This is a genomic window from Microbacterium sp. OVT16B, from assembly GCF_019969705.1.
GTDB classification, from domain to species: Bacteria; Actinomycetota; Actinomycetes; order Actinomycetales; family Microbacteriaceae; genus Microbacterium; species Microbacterium natoriense.
On sequence record NZ_JAHXZA010000001.1, the window covers coordinates 320,020 to 338,270 of the forward strand.

Sequence of the window (18,251 nt, forward strand, 5' to 3'; positions counted from 1 at the left end):
CATACGTATAGTACGCGAACGATCGTTCGTATACTAGAAGCATGTCGGAGATCCTTGACGGGCGCAGGGCCCGCGGCGATGCCTCGCGGCGCGTGGTGCTGGCGAGCGCGACCGACCTCGCCTCGGTCGACGGTCTCGACGGGCTGACGATCGGCCGCCTCGCCGAGGCGTCGGGATCGAGCAAGAGCAGCATCGCGACCCTGTTCCAGAGCAAGCAAGGGCTGCAGCTCGCGACGATCGCCGCCGCCAGGGAGATCTTCACGACGCGGATCGTGGATGCTGCGCGCACGGAGCCCCGGGGTGCACGCCGCCTCGCCCTCCTCCTGCGCAACGCGCTGATCTACTCGCGCGATCGGGTGTTCACGGGCGGGTGCTTCTTCGCGGCCACCGCGGCCGACGTCGATTCGAAGCCGGGGCCGGTGAGCGACGCCGTGCGCACGGCGCTCGTCGACTGGTACGGCTATGTCGAGGCGCAGGTGCGGCACGCGGTCGCGGCGGGCGAGCTCGTCGTCGACGACCCCGAGGTGCTCGCGTTCGAGCTGATCGCGCTCAACGAGGAGGCGAACTCCCGTTCGCTCATGATGCGCGACGAGCGTCCGTACTCGGTCGCCGCCGCGGCAATGCGCGGACGGCTGACGGATGCCGGTGCGGATGCCGCGGTCGTGGGGCTACTCGACCTCTGAGCCGCGAAACGCGCTGCGCTGCTGTTCTCTGCACGCGCGGTGGAAACTTCTGCCGCGTATGCAGATATGAGCAGCGTGAGTCGGCATCCGGCAGCGTGAGCGCGGCATCCTGAAGCGTGAGCGTGGCATCCCGCGGCATGAGCGTGGAACCGCCGCCGCCCCGTCGGAGGTTGTACGAGGCTCGGGGCGTTTCGTCTCGGTCGCTGCGCGTCCTCGCTCAACGACCGGGTAGCCCTATCGCTGCGCGAGCGGAGTGAGTCGGCACGGGGTGAGGCTCCGCGTGGACATGGCAGCGCCCCCCCCGCTCGACGACCGCTGGTCGCGGTGTGAGCGAGGGGCGCCGGTATGCGGGGTCAGGCGTCGCGACCGCGGGAGTAGCCGGCGTCGAAGCCGCGCTCGTACGCGTGCTGCGCGGCGCGGGCCGCACGGTGGTCGCCGTGCCCGTGGTGAGGGCGGCCGTGGCCGAACTCGGGGGCGAAGCGGTGTCCGCGCCCTCCGTCGAAGCCGCGGCGGTGCTCCGCGGGGGAGTCGTGACCGTGCTCGGCGTCGGCGCCGTGGCGGTGCGCGTGCGCGTGGCCGCAGTCGTCGCCGTGCTCGTCGCCGGGGCCGAAGCCGGGGCCGAACCCTGCGCGGAAGCCGGGGCCGAAACCGGGACCGAATCCTCCGCGGAACGGGCCGAATCCGCGACCGCGTCCGAACGGATGCCCGTGGCGACGGCCGAAGCCGCGGCCTCCGCGGCGACGGGGAAGGGGGGTGTTCTCGTCCCAGCCGAAGGCGCGGGCGATCTGCTCGAGAGTCGCGAGGGTGGTCGCGAGGTCGTCGGGGCTGACGGCATCCGTCACCGTGGCGCGGATGTTGTCGACCAGCGCTGCGAGGCGCTCCTTGGCGGCGCGGCCGTCGTCGGTGAGCGTCCAGCCGTCGGCGGTCTGCTCGACCCAGCCGCGCTCGACCAGTGCACGGACCTTGCCGGGGTGCAGCGGGCGTGACGCGGGGACCGTGCCGTCGATCACGTTGAGCAGGCGCCAGTCGCGGCGGCTCGCTCCTTCGCGCTCGAAGGCGGTGGCGAACTCGGCCGCCATCAGGCGATCGGTCGCGGTGATCCAGTAGCCGAAGGGGCGTGGGTTCTGTGTGTTGTCAGAGGTGTTCATGGTGAAGTCCTTAGATGTCAGTGTGCATGTGCTTGTCACAGTGCATGTATATGTATGGTGACATGAGTTCTAATGCATGTCAAGTCGCATGTAAAATCGAATCGTGAGCGCAGCAGAGAACGATCCGGCAGAGATCATCGCCCAGGCCCTGTCGCGGCTGCGTGGCCGGCGACCCGGCGGGCGAGGCCCCGGCGGCTGGCACGGCGGACCCCACCCTGAGCACTTCGGCCACGACGATCACGAGGGCAGAGGTGGTCGCGGCGGACACCCCGGCCGCGGCGGCTTCCCCGGCCCCCCGTGGATGACCGACCCCAGCGGGCGCTTCGGCGGTCCCGCCCGGATGCGGATGCTGGAAGCGCTGGCCGCGGCATCCGCTCCGCTCAGCGTGAGCGACCTCGGCGCGGCGATCGGCGTCGATCAGCCGCGTGCCTCCCGCCTCGTGCAGCAGGGCGTCGCGCACGACCTCGTGCGCCGCGAGGCCGACCCCGACGACGCCCGGCGCACGCGCATCGCCCTGACCGATGAGGGCCGTCGCCTCGCACGGGGCATGAGGGGAGAGCGGCGCGAGGTCCTCGGCAAGGCGCTCGCCGCCTTCACCGACGATGAGCGCGCAGAGCTCGCGCGCCTGCTGAACAAGCTCGCCGACAACTGGGGGCAGTGAGTCAGGCCCGCCAGGTCGGGGCTCCGGTCAGCGGCCGGAGGTCGCCTCGACGGGATCAGGCGCTGGGAGGCAGGGCTTCCGGGTCATAGGCGGCGAACTCGCCGCGCACCCGATAGGACGGGCCCAGCTCGTCCTGGATGTCATGGACCAGCGCTGCACCTTCGGCGATCCACTGTCGGCCGACGTCTGGATCAGGCCATCGGATCTCGGTGACGGGATCCAAGACCTCCTCCCAGATCTGGTTCCAGGCCTTGAGGCGGCGCCGGACGCCGATCGACAGCGGCAGCCAGCTCAACATCATCCCGCCGCCGAACCATCCGGGGACGACGACGACGTCCCGCGAGGGGCCTTCCGGGACAGGCATGCGCCGAGCCTACGAGCGGCCGGACTTGACCGGAAGCAGGAGCAGGAAGCCGGCGATCAGCACGACGACGATGCCGAGGATGCCGAACGCGGTCTGCGAGGTGAGGACGATCAGCAGCGTCCACGCGCCGGACGCCATCCAGCTCGCCGCCCTGCCGGTCGTGGCGTAGAGGCCGAAGATCTCGCCCTCGCGCCCCGCGGGGGTGACCCTGGCGAGGAAGGAGCGCGCCGCGGCCTGCGCCGGTCCGACGAATGCGCACAGGACGAGCCCGCCGATCCAGAACACCATCGTGCCGCCGTCGCGCAGGAAGAACACCACGAGTCCGGCGATCGTCATGGACGCCAGCGAGAGCAGGATGATGCGCTTGGGGCCGAACCGGTCGTCGAAGAGGCCGGCGATGATCGTGGAGACGCCCGCGATGAGGTTCGCGGCGATGCCGAAGATCACGAGCTCCTGGAACTCGAAGCCGAAGATCGTCGAGGCGATCACGGCGCCGAATGTGAACACGCCGCTGAGTCCGTCGCGGAACACCGCGCTCGCGAGCAGGAACCAGAAGGTGGTGCGGGTCTCGGGGGAGCGGTAGAGGCCGACGACGTCCTTCACGAGGAGGCCGTACGAGGCGAAGAAGCCCACCTTGCGCTCCGGGCGCCCCAGCGACGGCTCCGGCACGTTGAGGAAGATCGGGATGCTGAACACGATCGCCCACACCGCGCAGCCGACGGCGATCAGGCGGAACGGCAGGCCGTTGTCGGTCGACATCCCGAACCAGTCGAACGCGTCGAGCACGACGACGATCACGAGCGCGATGATGCCGCCGATGTAGCCGAAGCCCCAACCGAGCCCGGAGATGCGGCCGATCGTCTTCTGGTTGGCGATGCCGATCAGCATCGCGTTGGAGTTCACCGCCGCGATCTCCTGGAACACGGTGCCCGCCGAGATCAGCGCCACACCCACCCAGAACATGCTCACCTGCGGGGTCACGAACCAGAGCCCGAACATGCTGACGATGAGCGCGCCGGTGCCGATGCCGAGCCACAGCTTCTGCTTGCCCGCGGCATCCGCCCGCTGGCCGAGCACCGGGGCGAGCAGCAGGATCGCGAGCGCCGCGATGGTGCTGCCGAGTCCGAGACCCGAGGCGAGGTCGGCCTCGGCCGCCACGCGCACGGGGTCCTTCTCGCCGAGGGCCGCGATGTCGGCGGGCAGGAAGTCGGGGCCCACCAGGTACAGCGCCGTGAAGATGAACGTGAGGATCACCGAGTTGAACGGCTGCGTCGCCCAGTCCCACAGCGCCCACGAGTAGACCTGCTTCTTCGGAGCAGGGGTGTCGCCGCGGAGGTCGAGGCCGATCACGCCGACGGCGCCGCTCTTCGCGGTCGCCAGGGGTTCGGCGCGCTCTTCGGGTTCGCTCATGAGGGAAGTCTGGCGGCGGCCGGTGAACGGGCGGTGACGGCGCGCCGTGCGGCAGGGCGCACTCGACCGGCGGGGTAGGGTCGACGCATGTCGAGGCGGATGCGATGACGCGAACGGTCGTGCTGTTCGAAGGGGCCAGCGACAGGCTCGCGTTCGAGGCCGCCTCGCGACGACTCGACGTCGGAGTCGACGCGCTCGACCTCGTCGACCTCGACGGGATCACCAATCTGCGCGCCGTGCTCCGCGACCTTCTCGCGCAGACGGACGAGGTGCGGGTGCTCGGCCTCTACGACGCCGCGGAGGGCGCTTACGTGCGGCGGGTGCTGTCGGACCTCGGGGTGCTCGACTCCACCGCAGACCCCGAGCGCGTCGGATTCTTCGGCTGCGAACGCGATCTGGAAGACGAGGCGATCGCCGCCGCCGGCCCCGAGCTCGTCGTCGAGACGCTGGACGCCCGGGGAGAGCTCGCCCGCTTCCGCGTGTTCCAGGGGCAGCCAGCGCAGCGCGAGCGCGCCGTCGAGGATCAGCTCCACCGGTTCGCGGGAACGGCGGCCGGACGCAAGGCGCGGTTCGCGGCCGACGTGATCGACGCCATCCCCCTGGATCGGATGCCGCGCCCCCTCGTCGCGCTGCTCGATGCCGCGCTCGCCGGATAGCAGCGGCCCTCTTCTGTGGTCTAGCGGCCCTCGACGCTGATGCGGGGGTCGCGCAGCGTGCGGGCGTAGTCCTCCTTGAGCACGGCGAGGTGCAGCCACGCCTCGATGCGGGTGACGCCGGGCAGGGCGCGCAGCCGTTCGAGGCTCGCGTAGAGGGCTCCGGCCGACGGCTCGACCAGCGTCGCGACGATGTCGAAGCGGCCGAGGGTGCGCGCGGCGAAGTCGACGCCTCGTCCGGTGCGCAGCTCCTGCACGATCGCGGTGTCGTCATCGAGGTTCACCCCGACGCCCATCGACAGCTGCCGGTGCGCGAGGCCTCTCGCCTCCACGGCGCTGATCTTGATGACGCCGCCGTCGATCAAGCGCTGCACGCGGGTGGCGACGGCAGAGGGGGAGAGCCGCACGGCCTGGCCGAGGGCGCGGAAGCTCTTGCGTCCGTCGATCTGGAGCTGCTCGATGAGGGCCTCGTCGATCGCATCGAGGGTGATGTCGCCGTGGTACTCCGAGACGAAGAAGCCCTTGACGACGGTCGAGTAGATGATCGTGTTGATGTCGAGCACGCCGTCGAGGGCCCTGATGCGCGCGAGGAGGTCGTGCAGCTCCGCCATCGAGCCGAGGCGCACCTCGGTGACGAGGTCGTGCGCCCCGCCGACCGAGGAGACGAACACGGTCTCCGTCATGTCGCGCAGCGGCGCGGCGACGACGCCCGCCGCGCCCTCGGTGCGGATCGACACGTGCGCGAGCACGTGCTGTCCGAGGAACACCGGGTCGACGGCGGCGACGACGCGCACGGTGCGGTCGTCGAGCAGCACGCGCAGGCGCGCGGCCACGGCGGCGCGCGTCTGCGAGAGGCGGTCGGCGAGGGAGCGGATGCTGGCGCGTCCGTCCTCCTGCAGTGCGCGGATGAGATCGGCGTCGAAATCCATGGTCGTCCCGAAAGTGCTCGATTACCGGCGAACGCACGCGAGTGCGTACATGAATACAGTGCAGGATGGGCCACGCGTGTCGCAAGAGACACTTTTGCCTGTGAGGGCTGACAGAACTCCAGTGAATGAGTCTTCTCGCTGGAGTTCTGCCCTTGTCGAGGGGCTCGGACGCCCGTAGCATCCTTCGCTATCCGACATCTTCCGCAAAGGAGCGGGCTCCATGAACTCCACCACCACCAGGGCGCGACGCGCAGGCATCGCCGCCTTCGTCGGCACCACCATCGAGTGGTACGACTTCTACGTCTACGCGACGGCTGCGGCTCTCGTGTTCGGCCCCCTGTTCTTCCCGAGCGGCGATCCGCTCGTCGAGACCTCCCGGGCCTTCGCCACCTTCGCCGTCGCGTTCCTCGTGCGTCCGCTCGGCGGCATCATCTTCGGCCACATCGGCGACAAGTTCGGACGCCGCGTCTCCCTCGTGATCACCCTGCTCATGATGGGCGTCGCCACGGTGCTCGTCGGCTGCCTGCCGACCTTCGCCGACATCGGCATCGCCGCCCCCATCCTGCTCATCATCCTCCGCGCCCTGCAGGGTCTCGCGGTCGGCGGCGAGTGGGGAGGCGCGGTGCTCATGAGCGTCGAGCACGCCCCCGCGGGCAAGAAGACCTTCTACGGCGGCTTCACGCAGCTCGGCAACCCGGCCGGCGCCCTGCTCGCCTCCGGCATCTTCGCGATCATGTCCCGCGGCGGCGACGACTTCATCCTCAACGGCGGCTGGCGCATCCCGTTCCTGCTGTCGATCGTGCTCGTGGGCGTCGGCTTCTGGGTGCGCTACCGCGTCGAGGAGTCCCCGGTGTTCGAGCAGAAGGTCGAGGGCCGCAAGCAGTCCATGCCCCTCGGGTTCGCGCTCCGCGCCAACTGGCTGCCGATCCTCCTCGGCATCGGCATCCTGCCCATCTCCACCGGCGGCTACTACCTCGCCACGACCTTCGCGACCGCCTACGCGACCGGCGAGCCCATCGCCATCAGCGAGCAGGTCATCCTCGACGCCATGACCATCGCCTCCTTCGTGGAGTTCGTCGTCACTCTCCCTGTGGCCTGGCTCGGCGACAAGTGGGGCCGCAAGAACATCATGTACATCGGCCTCGTGACCTCGGTGCTGACGTTCATCCCGTTCCTGCTCGTGATGCCGGGCAGGGTCGAGCCGCTGATCTTCCTGTTCGCCTCGCTGGTGCGCATCGCGATGAGCGCGACGTACGCGCCGATCGCCGCGATCCTCGCGCAGATGTTCCGTCCGCAGGCCCGCTACACCTCGATCGCGCTGTCCTACGGCGTGGGCGCGGCGATCTGGGCCGGGTTCTCGCCCTGGTTCGCCACCCAGCTCGTCGCCTGGACGGGCAGCATCTGGTCGGTCATCGCGATGTTCATCGGCATGGCCGTCATCGCCGGAGTCTGCACCAGGCTCGCGCCGCAGCACTCCGACGAGGCGCCCGTCACGGCATCCTTCACCGCCCGCACCGACACGACTGCGAACCCGCTCCCATGAGAAAGCTCTCCCCCTTCGACCGCTCGGCCCAGACCGAGCCCCTCCTGATCACGGCCAGGGCGATCCACACGGCGGATGCCGTCGCCACGACAGCGTCCGCCATGCTGACCGACCGTGGACGGATCGTCGCGATCGGCACGGCCGCCGAGTGCGAGGCCGCCGCCGAACGCGCCGGTCTCGCCCCGGAGCGGATCGACCTCGGCGATGCCGTGATCGTCCCCGGGTTCGTCGACGCGCACGCCCACCCGCTCATGTTCGGCCAGATGATGACCTGGGTGGACTGCGGACCCGGCCAGGCCGGCAGCATCCCCGAGATCGTGGCGCTGCTGCGCGCGGCGGCGGCCGACGCTCCCGAGGGGCGGCCGGTGCGCGGCTACGGCTACGAGCAGCGCAACCTCGTCGAGCAGCGGCATCCGACCCGCTTCGAGCTCGACGAGGTGGCCTCCGACCGCGAGGTGTACCTCATGAACGCGTCGGGGCACGGCGGCGTCGTGAACTCGTACACGCTCGCGGCCGGCGGCATCGACCGCGACACCCCGAACCCCGCTGGCGGCGAGTTCTTCCGCGATGCGGACGGCGAGCTGACGGGCGAGCTCTCGGATGCCGCGTGCAACATCCTCACGGGCGTGCACGGCGTGAAGATCGGCCACCACGGACCGAACTTCCACCTCGCCGACGAGCCGGAGGAGCACCTGCGTCAGCTGGATGCCGCCACCCAGCGGTTCCTCGCCGGCGGCGTCACCTCGATCGGCGACTGCCAGGTCACCCGCCGCGAGTTCGACATGTACCTGCGTCTCGCCGAGGCCGGACGCCTGGAGCTGCGCGTCTCGATGTACCTGCTGTCGCACCTGCTCGACGAGGCCCTGGAGATGGGGCTCGTCGGCCAGTTCGGCAACGCCCACCTCAGCTTCGCCGGCATCAAGTTCTACGCCGACGGCACGCTCGGCGGCTGGACCGCGTACTTCCCCGACGGCTACGTCGGAGACCCGTGCCGCACCGGACAGCTGTACCACGAGCCCGCCGCATACGCCGAGCTCATCCGCAAGGCGCACGCCGCCGGCCTGCAGACGGCGACGCACGCGCAGTCCCCGACGGCGATCGAGATGGTCGTCTCGGCGATCGAAGCCGCTCTCGCCGAGCGCCCCGACGCCGACGCCCGGCACCGCATCGAGCACTGCGGTCTGCCCACCACCGAGCAGATCGAGCGCATGGCCGCCTCCGGCATCCGCCCCGTCAACCAGACGCAGCACTACTTCAACTGGGGCGAGGGCGTGGAGCAGGCGATCGGCACCCCCGGCGAGCGGTTCAACCCGCTCGGCGAGTTCGAGCGCGCGGGGGTCGGCTTCACCATCTCCTCTGACGCGCCCGTGGCCGAGCCCATCCCGCTCGAGGCGATCCAGACCGCCGTCACCCGCGTGACGCGCCGCGGCCACACCCTCGGCCCCGACGACCTCCGCATCTCGGCGCTGTCAGCGCTGCGGGCGCACACCATCGAGGGCGCCATCTCGATCGGCCGCGAAGACGACCTCGGCTCGCTCGAGGTCGGCAAGTACGCCGACTTCGCCGTGCTGTCCGACGATCCGCTCGCCGTGGCCCCCGAGACGATCTCCGCGATCATCGTCCGCGAGACCTGGGTCGACGGCACGCGCCGCCACTCGGCGGCGTGAGGGAGGATGCCATCATGACCGATCAGTACGCGGACACGGCGGGGCGGGCGGTCCTGGAGACCATCCGCGGCTACGGGGTGACGGCGGTGTTCGGCATCCCCGGCACCCACAACCTGGAGCTGTACCGCCCGCTCGCCGACCTCGGCATCCGCGCGGTGACGAACCGCCACGAGCAGGGCTCCGGCTACGGCGCCGACGGGTGGGCACAGCAGACCGGGCTCCCCGGGGTGGTCATCACGACCTCCGGGCCGGGACTGCAGAACGCCATGAGCGCGATCGGCACGGCCTTCTGCGAGTCGCGTCCGCTGCTCGTGCTCTCGCCGGGTGTGCCGCTCGGCTCCGAGTTCGCCGACGTGGGCACCCTGCACGAGACGAAGGACGCGACGGCGATGGTCGGCGCGATCGCCGAGTGGTCGCGCCGCGTCACCACGGCGGCGGAGGCGGTGGATGCCGTGCACGACGCCTTCGCGCTGTTCCGCACCGGGCGTCCCCGCCCCGTGCACATCGAGATCCCCCTCGACGTCCTGGAGGCGCCGGCCGGGGTCCCCGAGGCGCACAGGCTCCCCAGGCCGGCGCCGTCCCCTCACTCGGGAGACCCGGCCGGCGTCGCAGAGGCGGCGCGGCTGCTCGCGGACGCCCGCACCCCGGTCATCGTCGCCGGCGGCGGAGCGACGGATGCCGCGGCCGGCGTCACCGCGCTCGCCGAGCATCTCGGCGCCCCGGTGCTGACGACCCTGAACGGCAAGGGCGTCGTCGACGAGCGGCATCCGCTGTCCCTCGGATCGAACCTGCGTCTCGCCGCGGCCCGTGCGGTCGCCGAAGACGCCGACGTGCTGCTCGTCGTCGGCTCGAAGCTGGGGGAGGCCGAGCTGTGGGCTCCCCGGCTGGAGGCACGGGGAGCCGTGGTGCGCATCGACATCTCCGTCGCGCAGCTCGACAAGAACCTCGCGGCCACGGTCGGGATCGCGGGCGATGCCGCGGCGGTGGTCGACGCCCTGCTCGCGCACCTGCCCTTGGGCGACCGCCCTCCGCGCGACCTCGCGGCCGAGCGCGCCGCGATCGACGCGGAGATGCGCGACACGGCCCCCCAGACCGTCGCGCTCGCCGAGATCATCGCCGAGGCGCTGCCCGACGACGCGATCGTCGCCGGGGACTCCTCGCAGATCGTTTACATGGCGCTGGGGAGCGTGCTGCGGTCGCAGCATCCGCACTCCCTGCTCTACACGCCCACCTATGCGACCCTCGGCTACGGCCTGCCCGCCGCGATCGGCGCCCGCGTGGCCGACGACTCGCGCCCGGCCGTCACCGTGATCGGCGACGGAGCCCTCATGTTCTGCGTCAACGAGCTCGTGACTGCGGTCGAGCAGCGTCTCGACGTCACGGTCGTGTGCGTCGACAACGGCGGATACGCCGAGATCCGTCAGAACGAGCTCGATCGAGGGATGACCCCGATCGGCGTCGACCTCGTGCAGCCCGACTGGGCGGCCCTCGCGACCGCGTTCGGCGCGACCGGGCGCCGCGTCGAGCGCCGGGAGGACATCGCGGCGAGCATCCGCGACGCCATCGCCGACGGCGGCGTGCAGCTCGTGCACATCCCGCAGAACGCCCTCTGAACAGCATCCGACAGACAGGACCCACCATGACCGAGAACGTCGGACCCATCGACGCCTCCCAGAACCCGCGGTACTCCGGGATCGCCACCTTCGCGCGGCTTCCCCGCATCGAGGACGTGCCGCGCGCCGACATCGCCGTCGTCGGCATCCCCTTCGACTCCGGGGTGAGCTACCGCCCAGGCACCCGGTTCGGGCCGTCGCACGTGCGCGAGTCGTCCCGCCTGCTGCGGCCGTACAACCCCGCGCAGGACGTGTCGCCGTTCGCGATCGCCCAGGTGGTGGATGCCGGAGACATCCCGGTGAACCCGTTCGACATCACGGCGGCCGTGAACGAGGTGGAGAGCGCGGCGTTGGCCCTCGGCGAGCAGGTCTCGCGCATCGTCACGATCGGCGGCGACCACACGGTGGCCCTGCCGCTGCTGCGCGTCGTCGCGGCGAAGCACGGTCCGGTCGCCGTGCTGCACTTCGACGCCCACCTCGACACCTGGGACACCTACTTCGGCGCCCCGATCACGCACGGGACGCCCTTCCGCCGCGCGAGCGAGGAGGGCCTGATCGACCTCACCGCGAGCTGCCACGTCGGCACCCGCGGTCCGCTCTACTCCAAGCAGGACCTCGAGGACGACGAGCGCCTGGGCTTCTCCATCGTGTCGAGCGAGTACATCGAAGAGCACGGCGTCGAGGCCGGCATCCAGCGCATCCTGCAGCGCATCGGCGACCGTCCGCTCTACGTCTCGATCGACATCGACGTGCTCGACCCCGCGCACGCCCCCGGCACCGGCACTCCGGAGGCCGGCGGCCTCACGAGCCGCGAGCTGCTGCGCATCCTCCGCGCCCTGTCGGCGACGACCATCGTGGGAGCGGACGTGGTCGAGGTGTCGCCCGCCTACGACCACGCGCAGATGACCGGCATCGCCGCGAGCCACGTCCTGTACGAGCTGGTGACGCTGCTCGCGGCGCAGCTCGCGCGCGACTGACGCGGGGCGGCGCCGGCCGTGTCCTCACACGAAGGATGCCGCGAGCAGCTCGGCGAAGAGCTCCTCGGCGTCGCAGTCCACGCGGCGCCGGGCGAACCAGTCGCAGATGTTGACGCAGTCGCGGTGCAGCAGGTCGAGGCCCTGCGGATTGGCGATGATGTCGACGATCTGCGGCAGATCGATCACCCGCACACGCCCCTCGTGCACGAGGAGGTTGTACGCCGACAGGTCGCCGTGCGCGAAGCCGGCCACGGCGAACACCCGCATGATCTCCACGATCTGCGTGTAGAAGCCGGCGAGCTCCTCGCGTGAGGAGCGCACCTGCGCCAGCCGCGGCGCGGCCGTGCCCGACTCGTCGCCGATGAACTCCATCAGGATCTCGGTGCCGTTCACCTGCACCGGGTACGGCACCGGCGCCCCGAGCTCGTGCATCCGGCACAGGGCGTCGAACTCGGCGATCGACCAGGCGGATGCCGCGACCTCACGGCCGTGGGAGGACTTCTTGGCGAGCGCGCGGGCGTCGCGCGTGTTCTGCACGCCGCGACCCTCCGTGTACATCGCCGAGCGGTGGAAGCTGCGGGTCTCCTCGCCGCGGTACCGCTTCGCCGCGAGCAGCGTGCGCTGATCGGGGTCGTCGGGCACGGCGCGCTCCAGCAGGAACACGTCGGCCTCCTTGCCGGTCTTGAGGATGCCGAGCTCGGTGTCGAGCGCGCCGGCATCCGTCACGATCCAGGAGGGCCACGGCAGCGGTCCGCGCTGCGTGGGGATGGTGGTCGGCCAGGTGGTCCAGCGCTGCCCGTCGCCGGGCTCGACGTCGGCGAAGGTGAGGGAGAGTTCGAGTGCGTCGAAGGACGCGAGGGGATCGGTCACTTTTGATTGCTCCGTGATGGCCAGGAGGCCACACAGGCGGCGACCTCAGGGAAGGATGTCGGCGAGGGGCGCGACAAAGACGTTCGTCATCTTCTCGGCTCCTCTCGCTCGTTCTTCCCGGGCTCTTCCCGGTGCGCCGTCGAGCCTACCCTCGGCGGCGGCGGTTGTCACGACCGGGATGGCGGAACGAGACGGACCAGCACCCCGTCGCCTTCGCCCCCGATCGCGACGACCCAGGAATCACCGACCCGCGCGGCGGCGTTCGCCCCGCACAGGAACGGCAGCGGATGCTCGTCGCCGCCGGCGTCGGTCAGGAGCAGTGCATCCGCGCACCCCGAGCGCGCCTCGATGCTCGCGCGGGCCTCGGATGAGCCGCCGACGACCACACCCTGCTCGGCGGAGTCGCGGGCGCCTCCGCCCCACCAGAGGGCCGTCCCGTCGGCGGCGACAGCGACGTGAGGGCGCTCCGCGTTCTGCGCAGCCCGGGATCTCTCGGCGCCGTCGGGTTCGAGGACGACCCTGGCGGTGCGGGTGGCGAGGTGGATGGCGCCCGTCGCGTCGACGTCGACGTCGACGGGGGGAAGGTCGGGCGATGATCCGGGCGCATCGCTCCAGTCCAGCGGCTCGGAATGCAGCAGGGTCCGTGCGCCGTCGTCGAGCGAGACCCGCAGCACCTCGTAGCCGAGTGCGCCGTCGTCGCCCACCCGGTAGCGGATGACGATCGCCGCACCGGACTGGACGGCGACGTCGCCGAACTCGAAGTCGCCGAAGTCCGTGGGTCCGCCGGATCCGCTCGGCGCCTCGCCGGGCAGATCGCGCATGCTCAGGGTCGAGGTGTCGAGAACCGCGAGCACGGGGGCGCCCTCGTCGCGCACCACGACGAGCTCGGTCGGGGAGAGCGTCGCCATCGCGGTGACCCGCGAGAGGGGGGAGTCGAGCGGAGCGTTGAATCTCGCGACCGTCTCCTCCTCGGCGTCGACGTGCAGCCAGGACCCGGAGGACACGGCCCAGAAGCCGCCGTCGCCGTCGGGCGTCAGATGGGACATGCCGTAGGCGATGTCGGCGCGCTCGGCGCCGAAAGGGACCGGCGCGAGCGTCCAGTCGGAGGGCCCCGGCTGCGGCGCGCACCCCGTCAGCGCCGTCGCCAGCACGGCGGCCACCGCGGCTCCCGTCAGCATCCATCCGCCGTTCCGCCGTCTCCTGTACATGCGACCACCCTGCAGGGCCGACCTGGGAGGCTCCCGATCCCGACCGGCCACGGACTGCCCCGGACGAATGGTCGGATGCCGTGGACGCGACGTCGGGCGACGGCATCCGGAGCCTGCGAGGGTGGAACCATGACGACGACCGCCCCCGTTCCCACCATCGGCTCCGCCCCCGTCGAGCGCATGCGCTACGGCGGGCTCATCGTGCTGATGCTGATGGGGTTCCTGCTGGTGACGGCGGAGTTCCTGCCCAACGGCGTCCTCACCGAGATGGCCGACGCGCTGGGGGTCACCCCGGGGCAGGCCGGGCAGACCGTGACGGTGACCGCGCTCGTCGGTCTCGTGGTGGCGCCGACCATCGGCCTCATCTTCCCTCGTCTCGACCGACGATCGCTGCTCGTGTGGATGGCGCTCGCCGCGGCCGTGTCGAACCTCATCGTGGCGTTCGCGCCGAACCTCATCATCGTGCTGGCGGCGCGGTTCCTGCTGGGCGCCGCCATCAGCGCGTTCTGGTCGATGTCGATCACGGTCGCCGCGGCCCTCGCCGGCCCCGACCGGCTCGGACGCGGGGTCATGTTCACGTCGGCCGGCGTCTCGCTCGCCACGGTCGCCGGGGTTCCGCTCGGCGTCATGCTCTCCGAGCTCGTCGATTGGCGCATGGTGTTCGGCATCGCCAGCGCGCTGATGGTGGTGCTCGCGGTCGCGCTGCGGTTCACGCTCCCCTCGGTGCCTGCGGCGCAGGCCTCCAGCATCCGCCTCCTCGTCGACACGCTGCGTCGCCCCGGCATCGGCCTCGGCATGGCCGGTCACATCTTCGTCGTGCTCGGGCACTTCCTCGCCTACACGTACGTGCGGCTCGCTCTCGAGCGCATCCCCGAGGTCGACGCCTCCACGATCGTCGTGCTCCTCGCACTGTTCGGCCTCGGCGGCCTGGCGGGCAACATCGCCATCGGACTCGTGATCGACCGCACCTTCGCGTTCTTCGCGGTCTTCGCGCCCGTGGTGATCGCGGTCGCCGTGATCTCGATGATCGTCTTCTCGGGCTCGATCGTCGGCGTCGCGGTGGTCGTGCTCGTGTGGGGCTTCTTCTTCTCGTCCTGGCTGATCGTCGCGAACACGTGGGTGGGGCATCGGATGCCGGATCGCCTCGAAGCAGGCGGCAGCCTCGTCGTCGTGGGCTTCCAGGCGGCGATCACGATCGCGGCCGGTGTGGGCGGACTCCTCGTCGACACGCTGAGCATCGAGCTCGTCTACGTGGTCGGCGCCGTGTCGCTGCTGCTCGGCGCCGTGCTCTTCGGCGCATCGAACCGGGCGCGGGCTCCACGGATCGCCGTCGCGTAACCGCGCGCACCTGCAGGTGCCCGACCCGAGTCCGTCCGAGGCTGATGCCTGGGGAAACGGAGACGAGAGTGTTCGCGTGCGGGGTGTCGACCAGAGACACGCCGTGCACGGTGCACTTCGTCTCCGTCTTCCGACGAACGAGGCGAGGCGGGGCTAGGCCGAGACGGGGAAGCGGGATGCCGTGCGCCAGGCGCTCGGGGTCAGGCCGGTGCGGCGGCGGAAGGCGCGGCTGAACCCCTCATCGGAGGCGTAGCCCAGCTCGCGGGAGGTCTCCGAGACGGAACGCCCCGCCTCCAGCATCCGCTTCGCCGCGTCGACGCGCACCTCGGTGACGTAGTCGGCGGGGGAGCGGCCGATCGCGCTGCGGAACCGCTCTGCGAACGCGGAGCGCGACATGGCGCCGACGCCGGCGAGGCGTTCGACGGTCCACTCGCGACCGGGCTCCTCGTGGATCGCCTCGACGACGCGGTCGAGGAACGGATCCTTCGAGACCGACGGCCACCCCTCGGGGGCGCAGCCGTTCGCAGCCCAGGCGCGGATGACCGACAGCAGCACCGTCGTCGCCATCATGCGGCAGATCAGCGGATCACCCTGGCGCACCGCGCAGGCGGCCGGGTCGGTCGGGCCCATGCTGGCGGCCAGCGCCGCAGCCGCAGGTTCGAGCACGTCGAATCCGGTGACGGTGATGTAGTCGGGCAGCACGGCGTCGAGCGTCGATGCCGAGTCGGCCCATTCGAGATCGACGACCACAAGCGTGGTCTCGGCGTCAGCCTCGAGAGCGAGGGCGGCGCGCCCCACCGTGAGGAAGGCGTCGCCGGCCGTCAGCGCGGCGCGCGGGCCGGGGATGTCGACGGCGATGAGGTGCGAGGAGCGGTCGACGTCCAGTCGGCACCCGGAGTCCAGCGGAGGGATGCCGTGCACGGCGCCGTGGGCGATGTAGACGAGCGTCGCCGCACCCGGCGCGAGCGGAAGCAGCGCCCCGGCATCCAGGATCCGGCGTCGACCGACGCCGACGCGGAGGTCGACGGCGCCGAGAACCTGCGAGAGGGCTTCGGAGTCGACGGTCACCATGCCTTCGGCAACGTCGGGGAGCGCCGGGGTATTCCGCGGAGACGCGAATGTGACGGGCAGCACCTCCTGGGGGCGTTCCCATCCGCGGGCTCTAACGTTGATCTCGTGCAGAAGAAGCGTGGACGTCGTGTCCTGAAAGCGATCGTCTGGGGTGTCGTCGCCGTCGTCGTGCTCGGGATCGTCGGCGTCGTCGGCTGGAGCCAGATCGGGGTGATGCCCGCCGAGAAGGCCCAGCTGGCGAGCGTTCGCGAGAACCCGGCGATCCACGTCGAGGATGCCGAGCAGGGCATCGTGCTCGCGCCCGCAGACGGCGATTCCGAGCTGGGCCTGGTCTTCATCCCCGGGGCGAAGGTGGATCCGTGGGCGTACGCCCCGATCCTGCAGAGCCTCGCCGAGGAGGGCGTCACCGTGGTGATCACGCGCCCGTGGCTGAACCTCGCCTTCTTCGACCTGCGTGGACTCGACGCCTTCACCTCCGCCGCCCCCGACATCGACCACTGGGCCGTCGGCGGGCACTCGCTGGGCGGCGTGCGCGCGTGCCAGCTGGCCGCCGATGCGGACGCCCTCGTGCTCTTCGGCTCGTACTGCTCGAACGACCTCTCCGACACCGATCTCGCCGTGCTGAGCATCTCGGGGAGCGAGGACGGACTGTCGACGCCGGAGAAGATCGATGCGGCCAGGGCCCTGCTCCCCGGTGACGCCGAGATGGTCCAGATCGAGGGCGCGTCTCACGCGTCGTTCGGCGACTACGGTCCCCAGGACGGCGACGGGCAGCCGACGATCACGGACGAGGAGATGCACGCGCGCGTCGCCGAGATCCTGGACGCCTTCGTGGCCGACCTCCCCCAGTCCTGAGCGGTCGCTCCGCGCATCCGAGCGAGCACGACTCAACCATTCGATGGATCACGGATGCCGCGGAGCCGCCTAGCGTGGGGAGTACCCGATTCCTAGGAGCACTGTGTTCACCGAGCCCTCCCGCCTGTACCGCGTCCTGGCCATCACCGAGGCGATCACCTGGACGCTCCTCATCTCGGCCCTCATCGCGCGGGCGGCCGGCGCTCCGGGGATCGTCGTCACGATCGGCGGCGGCATCCACGGGTTCGTGTTCCTCGCCTACGGGGCGACCGCGATCCTCGTGGCATTGAACAACCGCTGGCATGCGGGCGTCGCCGTGCTCGCCGTCGCCAGCGCGATCGTGCCCTACGCGACGATCCCGATGGAGATCTGGCTGCACCGCACGGGGCGCCTCGCCGGCGCCTGGCGGCTGGAAGAGGGCGAAGACCCGCGCGACCGGCGCTGGATCGACCGGCTGATGCGCTGGTTCCTGCGGCGTCCGTGGGTGCTGGGCGGGCTGATCGCGATCGCGGTCGTGGCGCTCTACGTCATCCTGCTGCTCGTCGGTCCGCCCGGAGGCAAGTGACCTCGCCCGTCACGGGGTGATGATGATGGCGTTCTTCTCGACGATCTCGTCGAAGACCGCATCCACGTCGCCGCCCACGCAGTCGACGATCACGAAGACGCCGGCCCCCGTCGCCGTGAACGCGCGAGCCGTGATCGACCAGTCGTGCCCGTCGCGCGTCCCGGTCAGCTGACGCGCATCGACCAGCGGCGTTCCGCCGGTCTGGTACCCGAGCTGCACGGTCGTCGCGAGCAGCGTCACGGAGGCCGAGGTCGTGCCGCCGACGACCTGCGCGAGCACCGCGTCCGAACTGACCTCGTCGTCGCCCGGCGTCATGTCCACGTCGGATGCGAGCCCCTGCCAGAACCGCGCCGTGCAGGTGTCGTCGATCGTGCCGTCCGTCCATCCGCCGTTGCCGTCGTCGGGGGCGACCGACTTCCAGCCGTCGTCGAACAGGAGGCCGTCGCCCCACTGGATGTACGCGGTCGACGGCAGATCGGCGCCGTCGGCGAACGACATCGTCGCGGGGATGCCGTCTTCTGCGGGCTCGTCGGAGGGAACCGGGGTGCTCGTCGGCCCGTCGACCGCCGGCGGATCCGCGGGGATCTGCGCGTAGAGGCAGCCGCTCAGCGGCAGCGCGACGACTCCGACGATGATCGCCGCGGCGAGACGGCCCCCCGATGTACGCGTCATGCCGGTCAGCCTAGCCCCGGGGCC

Annotated in this window: 18 protein-coding genes; 10 read left to right on the forward strand and 8 right to left on the reverse strand. The window is 71.0% G+C overall.

Translation table 11 applies throughout. The annotated features are described in order from the left end of the window. The first annotated feature begins 41 nt into the window (after positions 1 to 41). Positions 42 to 683 (forward strand): TetR/AcrR family transcriptional regulator, encoded by a 642-nt coding sequence (locus LC438_RS01550; protein ID WP_223585617.1) that lies wholly within the window; start codon positions 42 to 44, stop codon positions 681 to 683. Positions 684 to 1,036: 353 nt separating this feature from the next. Here LC438_RS01550 and LC438_RS01555 read toward each other — a convergent pair whose 3' ends face one another. Beyond that, complete coding sequence (locus tag LC438_RS01555) at positions 1,037 to 1,831, reverse strand: MarR family winged helix-turn-helix transcriptional regulator (protein ID WP_223585618.1); 795 nt, start codon at positions 1,829 to 1,831, stop codon at positions 1,037 to 1,039. Positions 1,832 to 1,934: 103 nt separating this feature from the next. On the opposite strand from LC438_RS01555, the gene LC438_RS01560 reads away from it, so the two are divergent. Further along, positions 1,935 to 2,492, forward strand: coding sequence for a MarR family winged helix-turn-helix transcriptional regulator (locus LC438_RS01560; protein WP_223585619.1), 558 nt, complete (start codon positions 1,935 to 1,937; stop codon positions 2,490 to 2,492). Positions 2,493 to 2,547: 55 nt separating this feature from the next. On the opposite strand, the gene LC438_RS01565 is transcribed toward LC438_RS01560, so the two are convergent. Both LC438_RS01565 and LC438_RS01570 read right to left on the reverse strand, forming a co-directional pair. Further along, entirely contained in the window at positions 2,548 to 2,856 is a 309-nt protein-coding gene (locus LC438_RS01565; RefSeq protein ID WP_223585620.1) for a hypothetical protein, read from the reverse strand. Positions 2,857 to 2,865: 9 nt separating this feature from the next. Continuing rightward, positions 2,866 to 4,266 carry an MFS transporter gene (locus LC438_RS01570; RefSeq protein WP_223585621.1) on the reverse strand — a complete coding sequence of 467 codons (1,401 nt, stop codon included), beginning with the start codon at positions 4,264 to 4,266 and terminating at the stop codon, positions 2,866 to 2,868. Between the two features lie 104 nt (positions 4,267 to 4,370). On the opposite strand from LC438_RS01570, the gene LC438_RS01575 reads away from it, so the two are divergent. After that, complete coding sequence (locus LC438_RS01575; RefSeq protein ID WP_223585622.1) at positions 4,371 to 4,922, forward strand: ATP-dependent endonuclease; 552 nt, start codon at positions 4,371 to 4,373, stop codon at positions 4,920 to 4,922. 20 nt (positions 4,923 to 4,942) lie between these two features. Here LC438_RS01575 and LC438_RS01580 read toward each other — a convergent pair whose 3' ends face one another. Next, entirely contained in the window at positions 4,943 to 5,848 is a 906-nt protein-coding gene (locus LC438_RS01580) for an Lrp/AsnC family transcriptional regulator (RefSeq protein ID WP_105677054.1), read from the reverse strand. Between the two features lie 220 nt (positions 5,849 to 6,068). On the opposite strand from LC438_RS01580, the gene LC438_RS01585 reads away from it, so the two are divergent. The 4 genes from LC438_RS01585 to speB are packed head-to-tail and all read left to right on the forward strand — an operon-like array spanning position 6,069 to position 11,648. Beyond that, positions 6,069 to 7,391, forward strand: a complete 1,323-nt coding sequence (locus LC438_RS01585) for an MFS transporter (protein ID WP_105677056.1) — start codon at positions 6,069 to 6,071, stop codon at positions 7,389 to 7,391. Beyond that, on the forward strand, positions 7,388 to 9,058 hold the full coding sequence (locus LC438_RS01590; RefSeq protein ID WP_223585623.1) for an amidohydrolase: 1,671 nt from the start codon (positions 7,388 to 7,390) through the stop codon (positions 9,056 to 9,058). Before LC438_RS01585 ends, LC438_RS01590 begins: the two co-directional genes overlap by 4 nt. 14 nt (positions 9,059 to 9,072) lie before the next feature. Beyond that, positions 9,073 to 10,671, forward strand: a complete 1,599-nt coding sequence (locus tag LC438_RS01595; RefSeq protein ID WP_223585624.1) for a thiamine pyrophosphate-binding protein — start codon at positions 9,073 to 9,075, stop codon at positions 10,669 to 10,671. Between the two features lie 26 nt (positions 10,672 to 10,697). After that, the gene (gene speB, locus LC438_RS01600) at positions 10,698 to 11,648 is read left to right on the forward strand and encodes an agmatinase (RefSeq protein WP_223585625.1); all 951 of its coding nucleotides are present in this window, start codon (positions 10,698 to 10,700) and stop codon (positions 11,646 to 11,648) included. 24 nt (positions 11,649 to 11,672) lie between these two features. Here speB and LC438_RS01605 read toward each other — a convergent pair whose 3' ends face one another. Both LC438_RS01605 and LC438_RS01610 read right to left on the reverse strand, forming a co-directional pair. After that, positions 11,673 to 12,518: a serine protein kinase RIO gene (locus LC438_RS01605; RefSeq protein WP_105677061.1), complete on the reverse strand. Its 846-nt coding sequence runs from the start codon at positions 12,516 to 12,518 to the stop codon at positions 11,673 to 11,675. Positions 12,519 to 12,685: 167 nt separating this feature from the next. After that, entirely contained in the window at positions 12,686 to 13,726 is a 1,041-nt protein-coding gene (locus LC438_RS01610; RefSeq protein ID WP_223585626.1) for a hypothetical protein, read from the reverse strand. Between the two features lie 129 nt (positions 13,727 to 13,855). On the opposite strand from LC438_RS01610, the gene LC438_RS01615 reads away from it, so the two are divergent. Further along, complete coding sequence (locus tag LC438_RS01615) at positions 13,856 to 15,064, forward strand: MFS transporter (protein WP_223585627.1); 1,209 nt, start codon at positions 13,856 to 13,858, stop codon at positions 15,062 to 15,064. Positions 15,065 to 15,217: 153 nt separating this feature from the next. On the opposite strand, the gene LC438_RS01620 is transcribed toward LC438_RS01615, so the two are convergent. Beyond that, the gene (locus LC438_RS01620) at positions 15,218 to 16,135 is read right to left on the reverse strand and encodes a helix-turn-helix domain-containing protein (RefSeq protein ID WP_223585628.1); all 918 of its coding nucleotides are present in this window, start codon (positions 16,133 to 16,135) and stop codon (positions 15,218 to 15,220) included. Between the two features lie 105 nt (positions 16,136 to 16,240). On the opposite strand from LC438_RS01620, the gene LC438_RS01625 reads away from it, so the two are divergent. Together LC438_RS01625 and LC438_RS01630 are read left to right on the forward strand one after the other, a co-directional pair. Next, positions 16,241 to 16,990, forward strand: coding sequence for an alpha/beta hydrolase (locus tag LC438_RS01625; RefSeq protein WP_223585629.1), 750 nt, complete (start codon positions 16,241 to 16,243; stop codon positions 16,988 to 16,990). A gap of 103 nt (positions 16,991 to 17,093) precedes the next feature. Next, positions 17,094 to 17,555: a DUF3817 domain-containing protein gene (locus tag LC438_RS01630; protein ID WP_223585630.1), complete on the forward strand. Its 462-nt coding sequence runs from the start codon at positions 17,094 to 17,096 to the stop codon at positions 17,553 to 17,555. Positions 17,556 to 17,564: 9 nt separating this feature from the next. Here LC438_RS01630 and LC438_RS01635 read toward each other — a convergent pair whose 3' ends face one another. Then, positions 17,565 to 18,227, reverse strand: coding sequence for a hypothetical protein (locus LC438_RS01635; RefSeq protein ID WP_105677070.1), 663 nt, complete (start codon positions 18,225 to 18,227; stop codon positions 17,565 to 17,567). Between the last annotated feature and the right edge of the window lie 24 nt (positions 18,228 to 18,251).

Bases quoted from the DNA above. Each gene is read 5' to 3' on its own strand.
- LC438_RS01550 (WP_223585617.1), top strand. From the start codon at position 42: ATGTCGGAGATCCTTGACGGGCGCAGGGCCCGCGGCGATGCCTCGCGG.
- LC438_RS01555 (WP_223585618.1), bottom strand. From the start codon at position 1,831: ATGAACACCTCTGACAACACACAGAACCCACGCCCCTTCGGCTACTGG.
- LC438_RS01565 (WP_223585620.1), bottom strand. From the start codon at position 2,856: ATGCCTGTCCCGGAAGGCCCCTCGCGGGACGTCGTCGTCGTCCCCGGA.
- LC438_RS01570 (WP_223585621.1), bottom strand. From the start codon at position 4,266: ATGAGCGAACCCGAAGAGCGCGCCGAACCCCTGGCGACCGCGAAGAGC.
- LC438_RS01575 (WP_223585622.1), top strand. From the start codon at position 4,371: ATGACGCGAACGGTCGTGCTGTTCGAAGGGGCCAGCGACAGGCTCGCG.
- LC438_RS01580 (WP_105677054.1), bottom strand. From the start codon at position 5,848: ATGGATTTCGACGCCGATCTCATCCGCGCACTGCAGGAGGACGGACGC.
- LC438_RS01585 (WP_105677056.1), top strand. From the start codon at position 6,069: ATGAACTCCACCACCACCAGGGCGCGACGCGCAGGCATCGCCGCCTTC.
- LC438_RS01590 (WP_223585623.1), top strand. From the start codon at position 7,388: ATGAGAAAGCTCTCCCCCTTCGACCGCTCGGCCCAGACCGAGCCCCTC.
- LC438_RS01595 (WP_223585624.1), top strand. From the start codon at position 9,073: ATGACCGATCAGTACGCGGACACGGCGGGGCGGGCGGTCCTGGAGACC.
- speB (WP_223585625.1), top strand. From the start codon at position 10,698: ATGACCGAGAACGTCGGACCCATCGACGCCTCCCAGAACCCGCGGTAC.
- LC438_RS01610 (WP_223585626.1), bottom strand. From the start codon at position 13,726: ATGTACAGGAGACGGCGGAACGGCGGATGGATGCTGACGGGAGCCGCG.
- LC438_RS01615 (WP_223585627.1), top strand. From the start codon at position 13,856: ATGACGACGACCGCCCCCGTTCCCACCATCGGCTCCGCCCCCGTCGAG.
- LC438_RS01620 (WP_223585628.1), bottom strand. From the start codon at position 16,135: ATGGTGACCGTCGACTCCGAAGCCCTCTCGCAGGTTCTCGGCGCCGTC.
- LC438_RS01635 (WP_105677070.1), bottom strand. From the start codon at position 18,227: ATGACGCGTACATCGGGGGGCCGTCTCGCCGCGGCGATCATCGTCGGA.